Origin of the sequence: Paenibacillus sp. DCT19 (assembly GCF_003268635.1) — a bacterium.
In the GTDB taxonomy this organism is placed as follows: domain Bacteria; phylum Bacillota; class Bacilli; order Paenibacillales; family Paenibacillaceae; genus Paenibacillus.
The window spans coordinates 6553003-6571666 of sequence record NZ_CP029639.1; the positions used below are offsets into that span (position 1 = coordinate 6553003).

Here is an 18664-nt window from a genome sequence, read left to right on the forward strand (position 1 = left end):
CGCCATTTACGTGCGAAGGATAATATCTATTAGATGTTGTTGAACACACACTATTAAGAAGCATCTTAGAAAAAACGCTGCTTCACTTACGTTAATGGCTGTAATCGACTCTATGATTCAGTACCAAGCATCCCTATTCACACGATTCCTCTCCATCAGGGAGTAGTGTCATGTCCTCTTTTGCTAAGAATGCGCTTTCCTAATCTGACAGCCTTAGTATATTTTTTGTACGTACATTTGTCAATTATATATTATAGTTATACTTACAATGACCATATATTGATCTATATGCTGCTATTACAGCGTCTTATAGACAGATAATCTGGTTATGCTGTAAGGTACACATCAACTGTATTTAGCTTGAAATGTACGCAACATTGCGAAAAATGTACAGCTTCATTCTCATCTAAATCAAATCATGCTAGAATATGTACGTACAACTATTTGAACTCTACACGTTAATATAGATAAGTCATGACGAAAGAAGTGGAATATGTGAAGCCTAAATACCAAGTCATTATTGATGATATAAAGAGCCATATCCTCTCGGGAACGTACAGCATAGGCGAACAGATTCCGACAGAATCCGCTTTGCAAGACAGCTATAATGTAAGCCGCCAGACGGTGCGGAAGGCCATTCTGGAATTGTCTAACGAGGGGTTTTTGCGGAGTGAAAAAGGTTCCGGAACGTATGTAAGCAATCAGTATCGATCACGTTCGGGTGGCAACACGTCGAAAAAAACGATAGGCGTCATTACGACGTATATCTCGGACTACATCTTTCCATCCATTATCCGTGGTATAGAGAGTCGTCTGAATGAGGACAACTATTCGTTGCTGCTCGCCAGCACCAACAATGATGTTGCACAGGAAAAGAAGGCACTCGAAATGATGCTCTCCTACGGCGTCGATGGTCTGATCGTCGAACCCACCAAGAGTAACCTTTACAACCCGAACATCGCGTATTACCTGTCATTCAAAGAACAGGATGTGCCGTTTACGATGATCAATGCGTTCTATGAAGAGCTGGAGGTGCCTTTCTTCTGTCTGGATGATGTGCAGTCCAGCTACCTCGCTACCCGCGAGATGATCGCGAAGGGTCATACCCAGATTGGCATTATTGCGAAGATGGATGATCTCCAGGGCAAATACCGGATGAAGGGATACATTAAAGCGCTGGGTGAAGCAAAATTACGTTTCCATCCCGAGCAGGTGCTTTCGTTTGATACAGCATCCAAACCTGAGTTATCCTCCAATGTGACTGCGTATCTAAACGAAAATAGGGATGCGCTCACCGCGATTGTCTGCTACAACGACGAAGTGGGGCTTGAAGTGGTGAACGCTTGTCGGCAACTGGACATCTCCATCCCGCACGAGTTATCCATCATCGGTCAGGACAATTCGTACATTGCCAAGAACGCAAATATCCGGCTTACTACATTAACCCATCCCCAAGAGCAAATGGGACGTGATGCTGCGGATTGGGTGATTAAGAAGCTGCAAGGCAAAAAGGATCTGCCGACCAATACCTACTATCAGCCCGTATTGGTAGAAGGTGAGACGGTGAGGGAGATCGAGGTAGAGTAAATTAGCATTCGGAGAGTCGGTCGAGATTAAACACTTCACGTCAAAAAGTGGCGGCAGGTGAGCGCTATCTATCGTCTACACGAAAGTAATGCATATCGTAATACATGATGGAATCGAATCTTCTTCATTTATATGTAATATCGCAACCGCTCGGCAGGTAAATCCAACTTGCCCTGCGGTTTTTTTTCATTTCTCAGTGGCTTAACAAAGGTACACTAACTCTGTTCTCAAAACCTCCTTATTAATTATTAGAAATCGTTTTAATAGAATCAGGTGCTACATATAGATTAAACTGATGCCTCTCGTCTAGATCTAGTTGTAAAAACGATACTTTCATAGGTTATGAAATTGATTAAAAACCATATTTTTCATTGACACCCTCTCCAGAAAAGCGATATATTTATTGACGTTGATAATCATTATCATGGTTAGAAAACGTTTTACTATGTTCTTAATCGAATTTCCACTCTTAATCTTCAATGTTTAACTACATAAGCCGGAGATTCAGCATCATCCAATACATTCAAGGGTTCAGGAAGGGGAAACACATGAACACGAAGAAAAAGCTATCGATCGGAACACTCCTTATCTCATTCATGCTGATCATGGTATTAGCAGCGTGTGGGAATAAGACAGAAGAACCTGCAGCTGCTCCTGCTGCAAGTGACACGACCGCAACTCAGACAGAGACAGCAACACCTGCAGCTGAAGATGAAAATGCAGGCTATCCAATTACGATTAAACATGCGCTCGGCGAAACAGTTCTAGAGAAAAAGCCTGAGCGTGTAGCTACTGTACAATGGGCGAACCATGACGTTGTTCTTGCACTTGGACAAGTTCCTGTGGGCTTCTCTGCCGCAAACTTCGGTGTACAAGATGACAGCGGACTTCTGCCTTGGACGGCTAAGAAGCTCGAAGAGCTTGGCGTAACTGATCCAAACGTATTCATGGATACAGACGGACTGGACTTTGAAGCCATTTCTGACTCCAACCCCGATGTTATCCTTGCTGCATATTCCGGCATTACACAAGAAGACTATGATCTCCTAAGTGAAATCGCTCCGGTAGTCGCATATCCAACAGCTCCATGGGCAACAACATGGCGTGAACAGGTTAGCCTGAACGCTGAAGGTATGGGTATGAAAGCAGAAGGCGAACAACTGATTAAAGATACAGAAGACATGATTAATGAGAAACTCAGCGCATACCCTCAGATCAAAGACAAAAAAGTGGTATGGGTTAACTTCTCCGCTGAAGACATGTCCAAACTACACATCTATACACCTGTAGATTCCCGTGTTGCCTTCCTGAAGGAACTGGGACTGGTTATTCCAGATAGCATCACTAGCCAAATCACAGATCCTAACAGCTACTCTCTGAGCCTAAGTGCAGAGAATGCAGAAGCTCTTAATGATGCGGATATCCTCGTTGGTTACGGAAATGCTGAGTTGTTGAAAGCTATTCAAGCTGATCCACTTCTAGGCAAAATCCCTGCTGTTCAAAGAGGCTCTGTTGCATTTATTGAAGCAGATACACCTCTGGTTGCTGCAGGTACACCTAACCCACTGTCCATTTCCTATACCATTGATGATTACCTGAAACTCATTGGCGCAGCGATCGACAAGGTCAATGAATAATACATCCGTTTCGAATGATAACCAAATACGAGCACATATGCCCAGGAACTTCATTCTGGTGTTGAGCATTTGCGTGATTCTGCTCGGTGCAACTCTAATTGCCTCACTGGTCTTCGGCTCTCGACCAGTGAGGTTTCATGAGTTAATCGACGGATTATTTCACCCGGAAGTAGACTCCTATGGAGCCAATATTGTGCGCAAGCGGATTTCGCGAACAGTCTTCAGTTTGTTATGCGGAGCCGCTCTTGGCATTTCAGGAGCACTGATGCAATCCGTCACTCGGAACCCCCTTGCTGACCCGAGCATATTAGGCGTCAATACAGGGGCTTCCTTGTTTGTGGTTTGTGGGATCGCGTTCCTGAACATCAGCAGTGCTAATCAGTATATCTGGCTAGCACTTGCCGGGGCTGCAATCACTGCTGTGTTCGTATTCGGGATTGGCTCAATGGGGCGTGGCGGAGCCACGCCCATTAAGCTTGTTTTAGCCGGAGCGGCCATCAGTGCCGCACTTTCCTCCCTCGTCACCGCCATTATGATTCCACGATCTTATGTCATGGATCAATTCCGATTCTGGCAAGTCGGAAGCGTGGGCTCCGCTACCTGGAGTGGAATCAGTACGTTCATTCCGTTCCTCATTGTAGGTGTGATCATTGCATTGCTTACGGCTCCTGCACTCAATGCACTGGCACTAGGCGACGATGTCGCAACAGGGCTCGGTGTTCGAACCGGAACGTTGCGCTTCATTGCCGCACTTGCAGGGGTTCTATTGTGCGGAGCAGCGACAGCTCTTGCAGGTCCCATTGGCTTCATCGGCTTGTTATCTACGCATGTCATTCGCCTGATTCTGGGGCCAGACTTGCGATTTGTCATACCGATGTCCGCCGTTGCCGGAGCCATCATTTTGACGATATCCGACGTTGGCGGCAGGCTCATCAGCAACCCTGGAGAGCTTGAAGTCGGTGTCGTTACCGCGTTTATTGGCGCTCCAATACTAATCATCCTAGCGATGCGATCGAAAGTGCGATCCCTATGAGAGATCAATCCATTGAATTTATTATGGCGGGCAGACGTCACCGACGTCGCCGCTGGATACTCGTCACTAGTCTGCTGGCAGCACTAGCCTGTGTGTTATGCTGCGCTATGCTTTTACTGGGGAATACCATCTATCCGGTAAAAGATGTGATTGCCTCCCTCTCAGGGGAGAAAATCAAAGGTGTTACGTTTGCCGTAAACACGATCCGTTTACCAAGAATGCTGACAGGTCTCCTTGCCGGGTTTGCATTCGGTATTGCAGGGCACACCTTTCAGACCATGTTACGCAATCCGCTAGCGAACCCTAATGTGATCGGCATAACGTCTGGTTCAAGTGCAGCAGCCGTTTTTTGCATCGTTGTGCTTCAAGCGAGTGGGGCAGTCGTTTCCTTAGCCTCCGTAATTGCAGGTCTGGCTACTGTGCTATTCATCTATGTACTCTCTAGAGGAAAAGTGTTCTCCATTGGACGTTTAATTCTAATCGGTATTGGAATTCAGGCGATGCTTGATGCGGTCATATCTTATCTATTACTAGTCAGCTCCGAAAAAGATATTCCTGCCGCAATTCGCTGGCTTACAGGCAGCCTCAACGGTTCTCAGATGAGTGCTCTGCCACCTCTACTGATTACGGTACTTATCTGTTCGCCTATTATCATTCTATTAGGTAAACACTTAAGCATATTGGAGCTTGGTGAACAGTCGGCATTCTCACTCGGCGTGGACACGGACAGAACTAGAATTGCTCTAATTGTAAGTTCTGTTTGCATGGTTGCTATTGCTACAGCAACTACAGGCCCGATTGCCTTTGTCTCCTTCCTTGCGGGACCAATCGCGAAGAGACTCGTCGGTGCGGGGGCGTTGAACAGCATCCCGGCAGGTCTGGTTGGTATTAATCTCGTTCTAGGCGCAGATCTGATCGGGCAGTTTGCTTTTGAATACAGATTCCCCGTAGGCGTCATTACCGGATTACTCGGAGCACCATATCTAATCTTCCTGTTAATCCGAATGAATCGAAAGGGGGAATTATAATGAAACCGACACATGTGTTTGAAGCCAAACAGCTTGTTGCTGGATATGACAATAAAACGATCATTCATGGCGTCGATCTGGTTATTCCGAGCAATAAAATAAGCGTGATTATCGGTTCCAATGGTTGTGGCAAATCCACACTTCTCAAAACCATGGCTCGGCTCATTAAGCCGACATCTGGCAGCATTACGCTGGACGGCAAAGCCATCGGTAAGATTCCACCCAAGCAGTTGGCTCGCGTAGTCGGGCTTCTCCCGCAGTCTCCCATTGTTCCAGAAGGTATCTCCGTTGCGGATCTCGTTGGTCGAGGCAGATTCCCACACCAATCCTTGTTTAGTGGTTGGACGAAGAAGGATTACGAGGCTGTCGCGGAAGCAATGACCATTATGAACATTACCGAGTTCGCCAATCATAACATCGACGAGCTCTCCGGCGGACAACGTCAGCGTGTCTGGATCGCCATGGCGTTAGCGCAACAGACCGACATTCTGTTTCTGGATGAACCAACGACGTTCCTTGATATCACCTATCAAGTGGAGATTCTTGACCTGCTTACCGAACTTAATCGTACACATGGGACAACCATTGTTATGGTGCTTCATGACATCAACTTGTCTGCACGTTATGCGGATTATATCTTTGCACTCCACACCGGAAAGCTTGTCGCTGAAGGCACGCCTACAGAGGTTATTACAAGCGGACAGGTCAAAGACATTTTTGGACTAGATTGCACGGTTATTGAAGACCCAATCTCGGGTTCTCCTCTCGTTGTACCAAAGGGACGATATCACGTTCATGGTGCGCATTAGGCTGGTTTCATACTAAAAATGAGAATGAAGAACTCAAATGGCTCCGAAGATGAGTCTACAAGATTTCGTGAAACAAACCCCTGTCTTATTAAGACAGGGGTCCTTGCTCTTTTCAGATATAGAAATAATCTAGCTACATCTCGTCTATTAACTTTGTTGTTTATGCTGATAGATCTTCATGACAGATGCATACAGAAATATCGGGATTAACACCGCCATATATTTCACTGATCCCTCGATATTCGTAAACCATATTATAGTCACACTTGTTAGGATATACATGATAGCTAAAAGCAGTTTAAAAGGTTTCATTCCCCATATCCTCCCATTCCTTTAAGGTACGTAATATTCACCTATACGACTCGGCTATACTCCTCCAATGATCAGTAGAGTACTTACTCCTATGCAAAAAAGAGGCTATACAAGCTTAACGCCGTATATACCTCTTCTCTATCCATTTTACACTATTTAACCATAAATGGAACCTAGGTCTTATATTAGAACATAATCTACGTTAACGTAAGAACGATTTGTTCTCCGGATCGGGTAATTTTATAGATACCCTCCTGCATGTCGATTCCGTAATGCTTTTTCAGCAGGTATTTGGCGTTGAGATCGGTCTCGACAACCACGAGATAATCATAGTTACTCAGCAAGTTGTCCATGTTATCCTCATAGAACAACACGATGCCGTCCACATGCGGTGCATATAGGAAGTATTTGCCGACATACTGCATGTAATAATTCGTAACCTGTTGATCCCGGTCAGAGCCGTAGAAGAGATACCGTTGTGTATCTTCTTGACCACCTGCGTACCACCGATCACCCGTCACTGCATGAATTTTATAGGGAAGTGTCGTATCATAGCTATTCGCAATGGAGGCCATACCATTGTATTCCGACAACAAAATGGTGCCTGCAAGTGCCATACATGCGATGATTCCCTTTTGATAATGCCCCTTCGACTGAACTGATTTGAACGACTTGAAGTCCGGTACTTCACCGATTCGATAATGAAACGAACGCTCGACATCAACGGCAGCACACAGCACCAACCCACCAGCGAAGAGAACTACAATACTGGAAGCATAACGTTCAAATCCAGCCAGTCTCACCGCTTCATCCACCGGCATGGAGAAGAGATAGAGCGCCAGTATCCCTGCATAGTACAGCAGCAACACAACATTCAGTGCAATCAGCACTTTCCACAGGTTCCACTTCTTCTTGAGTACCGTGTAAGCCACAATGGATGCTGCAATAGCCACAAGCTGGAAAAGCACAATACCGATTACGGGTCTAGTCGTAATATCTATACTTGATTTCAGGAAGAGCGTCAGAATCTCCCACTTCTGCTCTGCCGTTTTGCCAGCTTTAAGCGCCGAACCTGCGCCCTCGAACTTGTTATCTATCCCTTGGAACACTGTCGCCATACGCCAGCTCCAGCCGAAATACGGCAACAATGCACCACCAATCGTTCCGAACACTGCCAAACCAATTTTCCAGTTCGAGCGTTGCTTATTTCTAAGCCAGGTGTACAACAGGAAGATCAGGCCAATCGCTGCAAAAATAACACCTGTACTCTTAATCACTGTCAGCACACCTGCCAGCGGAAGAACAATGATACAAGCCCGTTTAAGATCATGCCGATACTGATAGATCACTGCCAGAATGGCAAGTGCATAGATCGGAAGCAAGAAATCCACCAGCAGGTTGGTGATGCGAATCGTCAGGTTGAAGAAGGACAGTGTCGATAAGCCGAATCCAAGAAAGGCATACAGCAGGAATCTTTTCTTCTCTGACACGACGCCAAACATCGCATAGAAACAGGAAAAGATCAGCAGCGCCTGTGCCAGCAACATCGTGGACTGGGCATGTCCCATGAACCGGCAGACGTAATAGATAAACGACGATGTTCCGAGCGGATAGTTTTTGAAATCGATCAGGTCAGAATCTGGCGTCGGGAACGCATTGGTACTGAGCATCTGCTTCAACACAATCGCCCAGTGCGAGAAGTTATCGTAGTGTGTCAGTTCATTTTGGAACAGAATCAGCAAAAAGATAAACGTTCCGCCTAGAAAGCTAAGCTGGAATAGCGAGAACATGAATTGTGGCTTTGCCCCTAGTCGTACAGCTTGAGCCAACGTATCTCGAAACAGCAGTAAACCTATAATTAGCACCACGATGCTTCCTATAAAGAGTTGACCTACCAGGCCAATAAAAAATACGATACAGGCTATTGCGGAGAACACAAATATAGGGATGAACTCCCAGCGTAATGAGAGTACCTTCCGAACAAACTGCATGTAACCTACAAAGGAGATTATCAACAAAACTCCCATTACAAATTGAAGCAAACTGAGCATCTCTATCTCTCCTAACCCTCTCGGATGAAACTCTCGGATTGTGGGGGAGTCAAATCATTCAACAATTGATTAATAAGGCCGCGCTCCACGATATCATCGATATTCTCCACGGAGAGAAGCACTTCACGATGATTAGCTGTTGTATTGCCCGTATGTTTCAGCATCACTTCAATATTGCTTTTGGTCATAAACGTAACGATGGATCCCGCGGAGATGTTGCCGTGTAACCCCGTCGCCGAGAAGAAACGATAGTTGAAGCTACGCAGAATGCAGCCTGAGTTATTCGTAAACGTGACCGGAAGCTCCATTGAAAGTCGCGGCATTTTCCGCTGATCGGATCGCTGCTGAACAACCCGCTTCTTCACATTACGTAGCATATCGTCATACGCCGTATCCCAGAGGTTCATCTGTTCTGGCAGCGAGTGTTTGCGGTCATAAATAATCTGCATGTACTGGCGGTTATCTGTCTCTTCAATTGGTTGTACCGTTGCCGAATAGCGCCAGCCGGCTCCATCCTGTTTCACATATACGATAACCGCGTCAAGATTCGCCTCGTACCGCTCGCTTTTTACAACGAGAGAGATGGTCTCTTTTTCAGGCAAATAGATTGGATAGGGTACATAGAAGGCAATACCTTGCTCGGATACATCGACGGTCTTCGCCTCATACTGCAAATTTCTCGCTTTGTAACGGATGGTCACATTCTCCTGTGCCCGAATGCGCTCTGTCTCCCGATACGCACGTCGACCAATCATGAAGAACAAGGCATAGCATAGCGCTATCATGTTATGAACCAACCAGAAGATAATGATACTACTGAAAAATAGGGCAATACCATACTTTCCGCTGGCATAACGAATGATAGCGGCAATGGATAACAGGAGCAGGAAAATATGCGGAAGCGCATATAACAGAGCTGACATCCACTTTCGCCCACTAGACCTGCTTTTGTTCGTAACCTTGAACTTCTTCTCCCGAATCCCTAATGTCTCAAGGATGACCGGCCATATGAGATATGGCATAAATATTGTATCGATGACCTGACTCCAGCGCTGATTCCGTATGTTACTGGACAGGTAACGCATGGATAGGCTATAGAAGAAATACGAAGGGAGCCAGAATATGAGAATCTGCCAGAAGGTTGTATTAACGATCTGGAAATCAAATAACGCAAACAAAATCGGTGACAGGATAAAAATCAATCGGTTAAAGAACGACCACCAGTATAAGAAACTGCTCACATAGGTCACTCTCGTCCAGAACGGAAGCTTCTCGGAAAAGGGAGCACGGGTATTCTGTAAGCTCTGAATAATGCCCCTCGCCCAACGAATCCGCTGCTTAATCATGCTCGGAACCGTGGTAGTTGTTTGCCCAGCAGCTTGAACTTCTTGCGTCGCATAAGTGATATACCCCTCTTGCTGCAACCGGATGCTTGTCTCAAAGTCCTCCGTGATTGTATTCAGCGGGAAACCACCGATGTCTTCCATACCTTGCCTTGAAATAATGGTGTTACTTCCGGTATACGCTACGGCATTGGAAGCATTACGCAGAATGTTGACTTCTCGTGAGAAAAAGTCCTGTTCATTCGGAATCCCTTGCTCCGCGTACAGGTTAAATTGAAATAGATCTGGATTATAGAAGCTTTGCGGTGTCTGCACCAGTCCAAGCTTGAACTTTTTATCCATTTCATCCTCTCGGCGAAGTCGCCACACTCCGCCCTCTTTGATGAATGTAGAGAGTAGGAAATAGGGAACGGTTTTCATCAGAAAGGTATGCTGTGGAATCATATCCGCATCAAAGGTAGCAATGAGCGGAGACGTGGTTTTGCTTAATGCATTGTTCAAGTTACCGGACTTAGCATCCTTATTGCCAGGAAAGCCTAAGTATCCAACACCAAATTGATTGGCAAGTTCCTCGACCTCAGGTCTCGCCCCATCATCACATAAGTAGATATGAACCTTCTGCTTATCCGGGTAATCCATGAATGTACAGGCATTCACCGTCTTATACAACAGATCGACCGGCTCATTATGGGTTGCAATAAACACGTCTACATGTGGATAGTAATCCGGCGGGACATCGGGAAAATCGAGCTGTGTACGTTTCTTCTGCATTTTTTGAAAGAACAATTCAAAGGTCGTAAGAACCGTTACCGTTTCCGCTACAATGAGCAGCATGCCGAAAATGACATTGAGGACGCCCTCGCCCCATGGCAGTGTAAAAAAGATACGCCATAGCAAGTAGATCGTCATTAAGATCATGGTGATGACAAAAAAGATGTTTTGCCGTTTCTCGTTTTGCACTACAACTGCTTCCTCCTTGCTGCAAATACCCATCTACGCTGCAACTGAAAGCTAAGCAGGAACAACAAGGCATCACAGACGAATTTCGCTATCTTCTCATCTATGTAGAAAATAGTATGGAATACATATACACCTGTACTAGAAAGCAAAATGACTAATCCGCACAGCGATAAATACCGCCATAGACTGCCTTGGCTGTCCTCTTTGCGAAATACAAAATGTCTATTCAATACATAATTAATCGCAATCGAAATAACTCTCGCAATGACTGTAGCTAGTAGAATTCTTAAATAGTGCTGCTCCCCTAATATAGGCCGTAAGAGGTCAATCAGAAACCAGGCAATGCCCAAATCGACGACGGAACTGGCTACTGACGATGATATAAACCGAAAAAAGTTAGAAAAAAGCACACCCATTACCCGGGCGCTATCCTGAACAGCTTTGAAATGTGTACCTGCATTCCCATTCTCGTAGATGACTTGGATCGGCATCGTATGGATCGGTATGCCCGACTGGATGCAGGAAATGAGCATCTGCAGCTCATATTCGAAGCGAGAGCCGCGAACCTCTTGCATAAATGCAAGTAACCCGGGGCCGAAGGCGCGGAGCCCGGTCTGGGTATCTGACAGCTTTTTACCATATAACATTGCAAAAATGAACGAGGTCATCCGGTTGCCCAGCAACGACTTCGGTGGGATTCCTCCCTCGCTGAAGTCCCGTACGCCAAGAACCAACGCATCAGGATGACGTCTAGCTTCCACCGCCAGACGGTATACATCTTCTGCAGCATGCTGTCCATCCGAATCAGCCGTGACTACAAAGGCAGAGGAATCACAGTTTTGGCTAATGTACTGAAAACCAGTCTTGAGTGCGTCACCTTTACCTTGATTCTTCGAGTGGCGAAGTAGGACACAACCGTTATGATGGAGTTCCTCAAAAATGGACTGGTATGCTTCTCCAGAACCATCATCCACGATAACAATATTAGTCAAGCCATATTCTCGCAATTGCTTCACATAGAGCGGAAGTCTCTCATCTGGCTCAAGCGATGGAATAAGGATGATCGTTTCGCCATGCTGTGCACCTTTCATCATCCTACATAAGCTCCAATTCGACATATTTTCACAAAATTCTTTCTTGGAATATTGAGAGTATAACACCGAAAAGGTTGGCAGTAAACGAGTAAACTGTAACCTTTTTGGTAAAAATTTTGGCTGAAATTACATATAAAAATGACTCGTTTATACGACTATTAGAAGAGTGTAAACTGCCCATCATCTTAACTATTATTGGGGTAAATTTCCCCTATTCTATTCATCGGCAAAAGCCTCTCCGAATTACAGAGAGGCTTTCAAATCTAGACGAATGGTCACTTATGCGAGCCACTCATTTGAATTAGAATGATTATAAAACATAAAAGATTAAACAAAGGCTGTGATTCCAATGTTGATCCAACGAGACAAATGGATACAGTATGGCATCCTCGGCAGCGAAGCCTTGCTCACTAAACGCCTGCCAGCAACACAATTGCTTACGCAGAATACATTAAAGAACATGCTGCTGCAATATCCAAGCGTTGTACTGAAACCCCGCAATGGGAGCTATGGAAGAGATATTGTGTTTATCCAGCGGAATCGTTCTAACGGCTATCGTATTCAAAATGAGAATAATACCGTTCATATAAAAGACATGGAACAATTGCTCCAGTGGATCGAGAGCACAGACAAAGCGGATGGGTATATCGTCCAAAAGCGCCTGCGGCTGGCTCAGATACAACATAAACCGTTCGATATTCGCATCATGGTTCAGCGCCAAAAAGGAACATCTTCTTCTTGGCACGTAACAGGTTCCTACGCCAAAGTTGCATCAAAAGGATATCTCGTTACCAATGTGGCAAGTCGCACCATCCCAGTGCTCAAGGCATTACAACTAGCCCGAATCGATAATTCCGGCTTAATAAAAAGAATGGAACAGATTGCCCGAATCGCTGCCCAGCAACTAGGAAAGCATTACCCTGATCTCAGGCAAGTTGGGTTCGATATCGGCATTGATCGGAATCGGCGTATATGGATTATTGAGGGTAATTATAAACCAGACTTGCGTCCTTTCCGGCGCTTACGAGATTCATCCATGCACCGCAGAATATTGTGGTATAAAGAACACTAGAACAAACAAAGGACGACACGTCTTCAACCCTTGGCGTGTCGTCTCTTCACGTTCGTAAACTCTTCTTGTCTATTCATTTCTATCTATAATTATAAGTGCTGCAGTTATTTGCGGCGGCGTATAGCTGTACTTACTACACGTGTCACTCGGAAGCTATTTGGGCCTACTTGAATAATGGCAAACTGACTGAACGAAGTACCTGTAGAAGTGTACGGTTCCGCTTCAATATTGCCGCTTGGTGTTCTAACCGTTGCGGTAATTCTCGTGAGTAAACAAACGCCACGACCAGAAGCCCTCCAAGTTTCGTCACGCTGAACACTATAAAGGTCGTCACTACAAAAGAGCGATGAATACTCCACTCTTCCAACTGCATTAAACGAAGTAGAGTTAAAGATTTGCACGGGGTCATACCCGCTGCCAAGTCTTCTATTTCCCATTACCAAAACCTCCTTATTATTGATAGTTTTATTAAATGCAGTAGATTTGTTTTGGTGAGGGATAAGTGTGGACAAGGCGCATAAAGTGCGTCTGTCCGGTAGCAAGTAGCATAGTGGCTCTACACGGGCGCAGATGCATCTCGAACAAAAAACAAAAAGCCACCCTTAGGTAAAAGGGTGGGCACGAAAATATGTATTTCCAATATATTATGCCTGTTTATAGGCTGCATCATTTCGCATTTTTTCGGGAATATTATACCAGATGGTCAAATGACTTGATCCTTGTATATAGGGCACCTGCCATTTCCTCTGGCAACGATCTGATCTTGATATCTTCACCCAAGAACAACAGCCAGTTGAGCATGTCGGACAGCTCTTCTGCATGATCAGCATTGACGTGTGTTTTTAGAATCGCTCTCGATTGAAAAGGATCAATATAAGAGATAGAGACCTTTAGCGGATGGTACTTTTTAAACTGCTCAATCGCCTTTGGCCCAAGCTCAAGAATCATATTGAACGCTTCTTCTTCCTTCATCAGTTTTTCTTGGATTTTCTTATGGCTCAACCTTTTATTTACGGAGTATGGTTCTACATCTGTAAGGTAGTCGACGGGAAAAAGGCGTCTCTTCTCTTCCTTTAATTCGTAACCTTCAATCAACCAGATGCTCTTCTCGCGATAAAGGTGCAAGAGATAGATCGGATAAGAATTTATGTCATGCCCTTCTCTAATCGTGATCCATAAGTAGCGGTCCAACAGAAGAAGCTGAATCAGCTTCTCTAATATAGGGTGGGGCAGGTCTGACAGTTCAAGCAAATCCGGATTATTGGGATTGGTGCCTTCAAACAGCAAGAGTTGATTGAGCAGAACGAGGTCATCTTGATGGCTTTGTGAGATCAGCCCTAACAATTTCTCCGCCAAAGACTGTCGACTCTTCAGATATGGAAGCTGCTGGTTACGTGTCGCCATAAAAGCAATAAACAGAGCCTTAATCTCGGTATCCGTAAAACGAACAGGCGGCAGGACAGCATTGCTCATGACAAAATAGCCACCATCTCTACCCACTTCAGCGACGAGCGGCATTCCCATGGCTTCGATTTCCCTGATATCCCGAATAGCTGTTGAACGGGAAATACTGAATTCCCGCATGATTTCGGAAATGGTGAAGGAAGCGCGATTATTGATATACCGCATGATGAGGTTAATCCGTTCAACTTTTTTCACGACGGCCTCCTAAACAGTATCACTTTTTGACATGATTAAAAGCTATTATAAACTCATCAAGCGAAAGAAACACCCTTTCAAAAAAATAAAAAGGAGCGGAGAAATAATGAATAACTACACTCTCGAAGAAAAAGAAAGCTTTACCGTATTAGGCATGGGAACGGATCTGAAGAGCCATTACACCGATTATGCTGGCATTAACAAGGAAAAGCTGGACTTCTGGCATACGGTCCAAGAAGATGGCAGGCTGGATGCACTCAAAGCGGTAGCTAAGAATGATTACATTTTTGCTGTGAACGAAGCTGTAAACCACAAAATGATGCATTACGCTGGTGTGCTAACGGATGAAACCCTACCTGATGCTACCCGTGTCATTCAGTTCCCTAAGGGAGAATACCTAGTTATCCAAGGAGAAGCGGAGACAGCAGATGCTCTGAGTAACATGCTTACGGGTATCGCTTTTGGTCAGATCCTGCCAGAAGCGAAAGACTTTGCTTATGTTGGTGGACCAAATGCAACAGTCGAGATGGGCAAGCGCAATGGCTCCGTTTTCGGTGAAATATGGATTCCTGTCGTTAAGAAATAATTAGGGAATGGATGTACCCGCCGAACTGGTAGAGAAGTTTAAGTTCGCAAGGCAAAAGTCCAAGCTTGCTGGTACGATTCGTGGCTCATTCTTTGTGATTAAAGGGGAGTACTAAGAATAAAAAAACACATCCTACATCGGGAAATAGAGCACTCTTGGATAAACCCATTCTGAATTGAAGTTCGAGTGGAGGTTTATCCAGAGAAGAGCGCCTATATACCCCTAAGGATGTGTTTTGCTATCTTACGATAAGATAAGAATAAGTTCTAGATTATGAAGCTTTGGCTGCAACTGCTTTTTCAATCAGAGCCTTAGCATCGTTCGTAGTAAGACCTTGTTTTGGTTGAAGCTGCTTGCTATCTGCACCAAAGATACCTTTGTCGATCAGTTTTGCCATCGAATCCACGGCATATTTAGACACGGTTGCACCATCCTCGAAACCTGCAATGATCGTAGCTGCATTTTTATCCGTAGCTTGATCCTTCAACAATTTAGCGAGGATTGTAGCAGCTTCTTCACGGGTAATATCGCGATCCGGGTTGAAGTTACCGCCGTAGCCTTGAATGAAACCAGCATGTGTAGCTTCAGCGATTGCGTCAGCATATGCAGCGTTAGCAGCAACATCCTTGAATGCTGGCGCTGTAGTTACTTCGTTCAGCTTCAACATCTCTACGAGCGCAGTTACAAACTCAGCACGCGTAATAGATTCATTGGAAACTGGCGCTTCTGGTTGCTCTGCAGCCGCCACGTTCGTAATACGACCCTCATTTTTAGCGACAATGCTCTCGCCTTTAAATGTATCTACGATGTATTGGTAGAATACATCCAGATCGATAGGGCCTGCCAAGGATGATTTAGCATCCAACAGCACTTTATAGTTATCTCCACCTGCGGCCATGAAGTTATTCACTACAGCCGTATACGTTTTTGCAGGATCAATGGGTGTTCCATCTTCCAGACTCAGACCTGTAACACGTTCTGCAACTGGTTTATTGAAATCTGCAGTATACTTCAAACCAGCGATTTGAAGAGTTTTCGTATTTGGTGTACCGTCCGCATTTGTACCCCATTGTTGCTCTAACAAGGTTTTGATCTGTGCACCAGTCAACTCCAGTTTCACGAGCGTATTACCAAAAGGTTGGATTTTTGCAAGATCAGCAAAAGTCACATCACCTTGTGGTAGATCTGCACGAATACCACCTGGATTCATAAATGCAAAGTCAGCAGCGTCTGCATCATCGCCGAAGTCAGCTTGACGCATCGCATCTGCAATCAAGTTACCCAGAGGAGCTTCATTATTATAAGCATCCGTACGTGTAACAGAACCATCTGTTGTACCTACTGGCTTAGTCAGCTCAGGATGCTTGTCCAATGACTTCTTAATGATCGCCAAAGTCTCAGGGTCTTCTTTTACACCCTCTTGGAAAGTCGTTGTAACTGTAGCTGATTTCTCCGTTACATCCCCTGTCTTAGGGTCAATCATCAGCTTGATATCTTCAAATGCCGTACCATATGAATACGCTTGAACAATCAAAATGCCATTTACTTCACCGTTAGCCAGAGCATGATTGTCACCTGCAACGATGACGTCAACAGGGGTATTTGCTGGCAGAGCTTTAGCCAAATCAGCCGCTTCTCCAGTCGTTACGCCTTCTTTCGTTGATGCTGGGTCATGTGCCAGAACGATAATTGTTTCTACGCCTTGGTCTTGCAATTCTTTTGCATATTTATTAACGGCTTCAACTTCTTCTTCAGCGCTTAAGAACGTTACGCCTGCTGTACCGGATGGAGATACTTTAGCAGGTGTAGATTTCGTTACTAATCCGATAAATCCGATTTTGACGCCGCCCACTTCTTTAATAACATAAGGTTTAATCAATGGTTTGCCTGTAGCCGTTTCAATTACGTTTGCGTTCACATAATCGAATTTAGCACCAGCATGTGTTACTTTGCCTTCTTTGGGATCAAGTCCACCAAAGATTTGTGCTTTCAGTGCAGCAATACCTTGGTCGAATTCATGGTTACCTAAAGAACCTACATCAAAGCCCATCATATTCATCCATTCCATGGTAGGCTCATCCCGATCGAGAGATGAAACTGGAGCAGATGCACCGACTGAGTCTCCGTTATGGAAGAGTAGAGAGTGCTCGTATTTGGCTTGAGCTTCTTTCAGATAAGTTGCTAGAATTGGAGCGCTTCCTGCCTTTTTATCACTAACAATAGAGGTAGTATCTAGCTGACCGTGGAAATCATTGATTCCAATCAAGTGAACTTCTACATCTGTGTCTGCAGCAGAGACACCAACAGCGCCGAATAGTTGGCCGAGCAATAGTGCAGTAGCAGCCACACGAATGGTGCTTTTAGCCACGTATTTTTTCCAAGACATGAATTAACATAACCCCTCTCCAAATTCTGATCCTGAGATATTCTACCATAGTTCAATTCATTATAAGTACTAAATTTATTAAATTAATGTAAAATTTTTGCGAGATTGATAGAAAACTGAATTCATTCAGGATCGTTACTTCACATTTAATGTAATCGAATACATAGGAACGATAGGATTCGTCTAAAAAAACAAAAAAGAACCACCTTTGTAAGTACAAAGGCAGTTCGGCAGTTCGGGACTTCCACACTCACCAAATAGAGAACACAATATAAGGTAGAGAGATAAACGTAATTGAGGTTATAACATCGTCATGAAATCTTGCGGGCAACCACCGCTAACCGTCCGTTCTCAGTTGAGTACTCGCACGTGGACAGGACAACTAGCTTGTCGCCATACTGTGCTGTTACCCCCGTGTCATATAGAGCGAGTTGTTGGATGTTCTGAATATAGGAATCGAACTCGGCTGGCGTGTTTACATGTTCAAGCTGATAGTATTTAAAAACGTCATCCGATTTGCGGTAGATTTCCGACACAATAACGGCTACAATCTCATACTCTTCCTTCTCGTAAAGTGTGCTGAACTGGAAGGTAGCATGCTCTCTATAGAATCTTTCACTCTTGTATTTCATTAAGTCTTTAAACATCCAGCCACTTTTCATATGGTGACCATGAATGAGTAGAATATCTGAACCGTTGATCTGACTATGCTTATCCAAAAAAGGGAGGCCGCCATGGTTCTCTTTTTTATCAAAATCATGATCGAGGTAGTACTCTGCATCCCGTGGATTCTGCATCACAGGGTACTCAATACGAGTGCCGTCAATGTTCAGCCAGCCTGCAATATCCGAATTCCTCTCATACAGCTCTCGGAATTCGGGAAGCATGACCGGTTCAGCAGTCTTATTAGACAAAAGGGAGGGGACATAGTCCCCTCCGCCCTTGCCCGAACTATCCTTCCAAACCTTGGTCAACTCTGCGATTTTCTGCTGCTCAGCATAATCTCTCAGATACGTTCTCGTCATATTGACGAGAGAGAAAACCAACACAAGGAGGGAAACGGCGATAAGAATTTTTTTGGTTTTGCTCATGTTCTTACCGCCTTTC

At 44.8% G+C, this 18664-nt stretch carries 14 protein-coding genes and 1 pseudogene; 8 read left to right on the plus strand and 7 right to left on the minus strand.

Translation table 11 applies throughout. The annotated features are described in order from the left end of the window. Positions 1 to 495 precede the first annotated feature (495 nt). The 5 genes from DMB88_RS29630 to DMB88_RS29650 all read left to right on the plus strand — a co-directional run bounded on the left by DMB88_RS29630 (position 496) and on the right by DMB88_RS29650 (position 6094). On the plus strand, positions 496 to 1587 hold the full coding sequence (locus DMB88_RS29630; protein ID WP_128104174.1) for a GntR family transcriptional regulator: 1092 nt from the start codon (positions 496 to 498) through the stop codon (positions 1585 to 1587). Between the two features lie 548 nt (positions 1588 to 2135). Continuing rightward, positions 2136 to 3224, plus strand: a complete 1089-nt coding sequence (locus DMB88_RS29635) for an iron-siderophore ABC transporter substrate-binding protein (RefSeq protein WP_128104175.1) — start codon at positions 2136 to 2138, stop codon at positions 3222 to 3224. After that, complete coding sequence (locus DMB88_RS29640; protein ID WP_128104176.1) at positions 3217 to 4257, plus strand: FecCD family ABC transporter permease; 1041 nt, start codon at positions 3217 to 3219, stop codon at positions 4255 to 4257. Before DMB88_RS29635 ends, DMB88_RS29640 begins: the two co-directional genes overlap by 8 nt. Then, on the plus strand, positions 4254 to 5285 hold the full coding sequence (locus DMB88_RS29645; protein ID WP_128104177.1) for a FecCD family ABC transporter permease: 1032 nt from the start codon (positions 4254 to 4256) through the stop codon (positions 5283 to 5285). Before DMB88_RS29640 ends, DMB88_RS29645 begins: the two co-directional genes overlap by 4 nt. After that, positions 5285 to 6094 carry an ABC transporter ATP-binding protein gene (locus DMB88_RS29650; protein ID WP_128104178.1) on the plus strand — a complete coding sequence of 270 codons (810 nt, stop codon included), beginning with the start codon at positions 5285 to 5287 and terminating at the stop codon, positions 6092 to 6094. The genes DMB88_RS29645 and DMB88_RS29650 overlap by 1 nt, the downstream gene beginning before the upstream one ends. A gap of 509 nt (positions 6095 to 6603) precedes the next feature. On the opposite strand, the gene DMB88_RS29655 is transcribed toward DMB88_RS29650, so the two are convergent. Genes DMB88_RS29655 through DMB88_RS29665 form a run of 3 tightly spaced genes read right to left on the minus strand, consistent with a single transcriptional unit; the run spans position 6604 to position 11854 of the window. Then, positions 6604 to 8457: a hypothetical protein gene (locus DMB88_RS29655; protein ID WP_128104179.1), complete on the minus strand. Its 1854-nt coding sequence runs from the start codon at positions 8455 to 8457 to the stop codon at positions 6604 to 6606. Between the two features lie 11 nt (positions 8458 to 8468). Continuing rightward, positions 8469 to 10760 carry a glycosyltransferase family 2 protein gene (locus DMB88_RS29660; protein ID WP_164848824.1) on the minus strand — a complete coding sequence of 764 codons (2292 nt, stop codon included), beginning with the start codon at positions 10758 to 10760 and terminating at the stop codon, positions 8469 to 8471. Further along, complete coding sequence (locus DMB88_RS29665; protein WP_164848825.1) at positions 10760 to 11854, minus strand: bifunctional glycosyltransferase family 2/GtrA family protein; 1095 nt, start codon at positions 11852 to 11854, stop codon at positions 10760 to 10762. Before DMB88_RS29665 ends, DMB88_RS29660 begins: the two co-directional genes overlap by 1 nt. 349 nt (positions 11855 to 12203) lie before the next feature. Between DMB88_RS29665 and DMB88_RS29670 the strand changes: the two genes are divergently transcribed. Then, positions 12204 to 12926 carry a YheC/YheD family protein gene (locus tag DMB88_RS29670; protein ID WP_128104182.1) on the plus strand — a complete coding sequence of 241 codons (723 nt, stop codon included), beginning with the start codon at positions 12204 to 12206 and terminating at the stop codon, positions 12924 to 12926. A gap of 104 nt (positions 12927 to 13030) precedes the next feature. Here the strand turns inward: DMB88_RS29670 and DMB88_RS29675 are convergent, their stop codons facing one another. Both DMB88_RS29675 and DMB88_RS29680 read right to left on the minus strand, forming a co-directional pair. Beyond that, on the minus strand, positions 13031 to 13363 hold the full coding sequence (locus DMB88_RS29675) for a hypothetical protein (protein ID WP_128104183.1): 333 nt from the start codon (positions 13361 to 13363) through the stop codon (positions 13031 to 13033). Between the two features lie 253 nt (positions 13364 to 13616). Continuing rightward, a complete protein-coding gene (locus DMB88_RS29680) occupies positions 13617 to 14585 on the minus strand; it encodes a helix-turn-helix transcriptional regulator (protein WP_128104184.1) in 969 nt (322 codons plus the stop codon). A 106-nt stretch (positions 14586 to 14691) separates the two neighbouring features. Between DMB88_RS29680 and DMB88_RS29685 the strand changes: the two genes are divergently transcribed. Together DMB88_RS29685 and DMB88_RS29690 are read left to right on the plus strand one after the other, a co-directional pair. Beyond that, positions 14692 to 15171, plus strand: a complete 480-nt coding sequence (locus tag DMB88_RS29685; RefSeq protein ID WP_128104185.1) for a GyrI-like domain-containing protein — start codon at positions 14692 to 14694, stop codon at positions 15169 to 15171. Continuing rightward, positions 15164 to 15286: pseudogene (locus tag DMB88_RS29690) on the plus strand (phage tail protein); the annotation flags it as partial. The gene DMB88_RS29685 and the pseudogene DMB88_RS29690, both read left to right, overlap by 8 nt. Before the next feature lie 156 nt (positions 15287 to 15442). On the opposite strand, the gene DMB88_RS29695 reads toward DMB88_RS29690, so the two are convergent. Further along, on the minus strand, positions 15443 to 17557 hold the full coding sequence (locus DMB88_RS29695; protein ID WP_128104186.1) for a 5'-nucleotidase C-terminal domain-containing protein: 2115 nt from the start codon (positions 17555 to 17557) through the stop codon (positions 15443 to 15445). A 311-nt stretch (positions 17558 to 17868) separates the two neighbouring features. Then, positions 17869 to 18648 (minus strand): class B sortase, encoded by a 780-nt coding sequence (locus DMB88_RS29700; RefSeq protein WP_128104187.1) that lies wholly within the window; start codon positions 18646 to 18648, stop codon positions 17869 to 17871. Between the last annotated feature and the right edge of the window lie 16 nt (positions 18649 to 18664).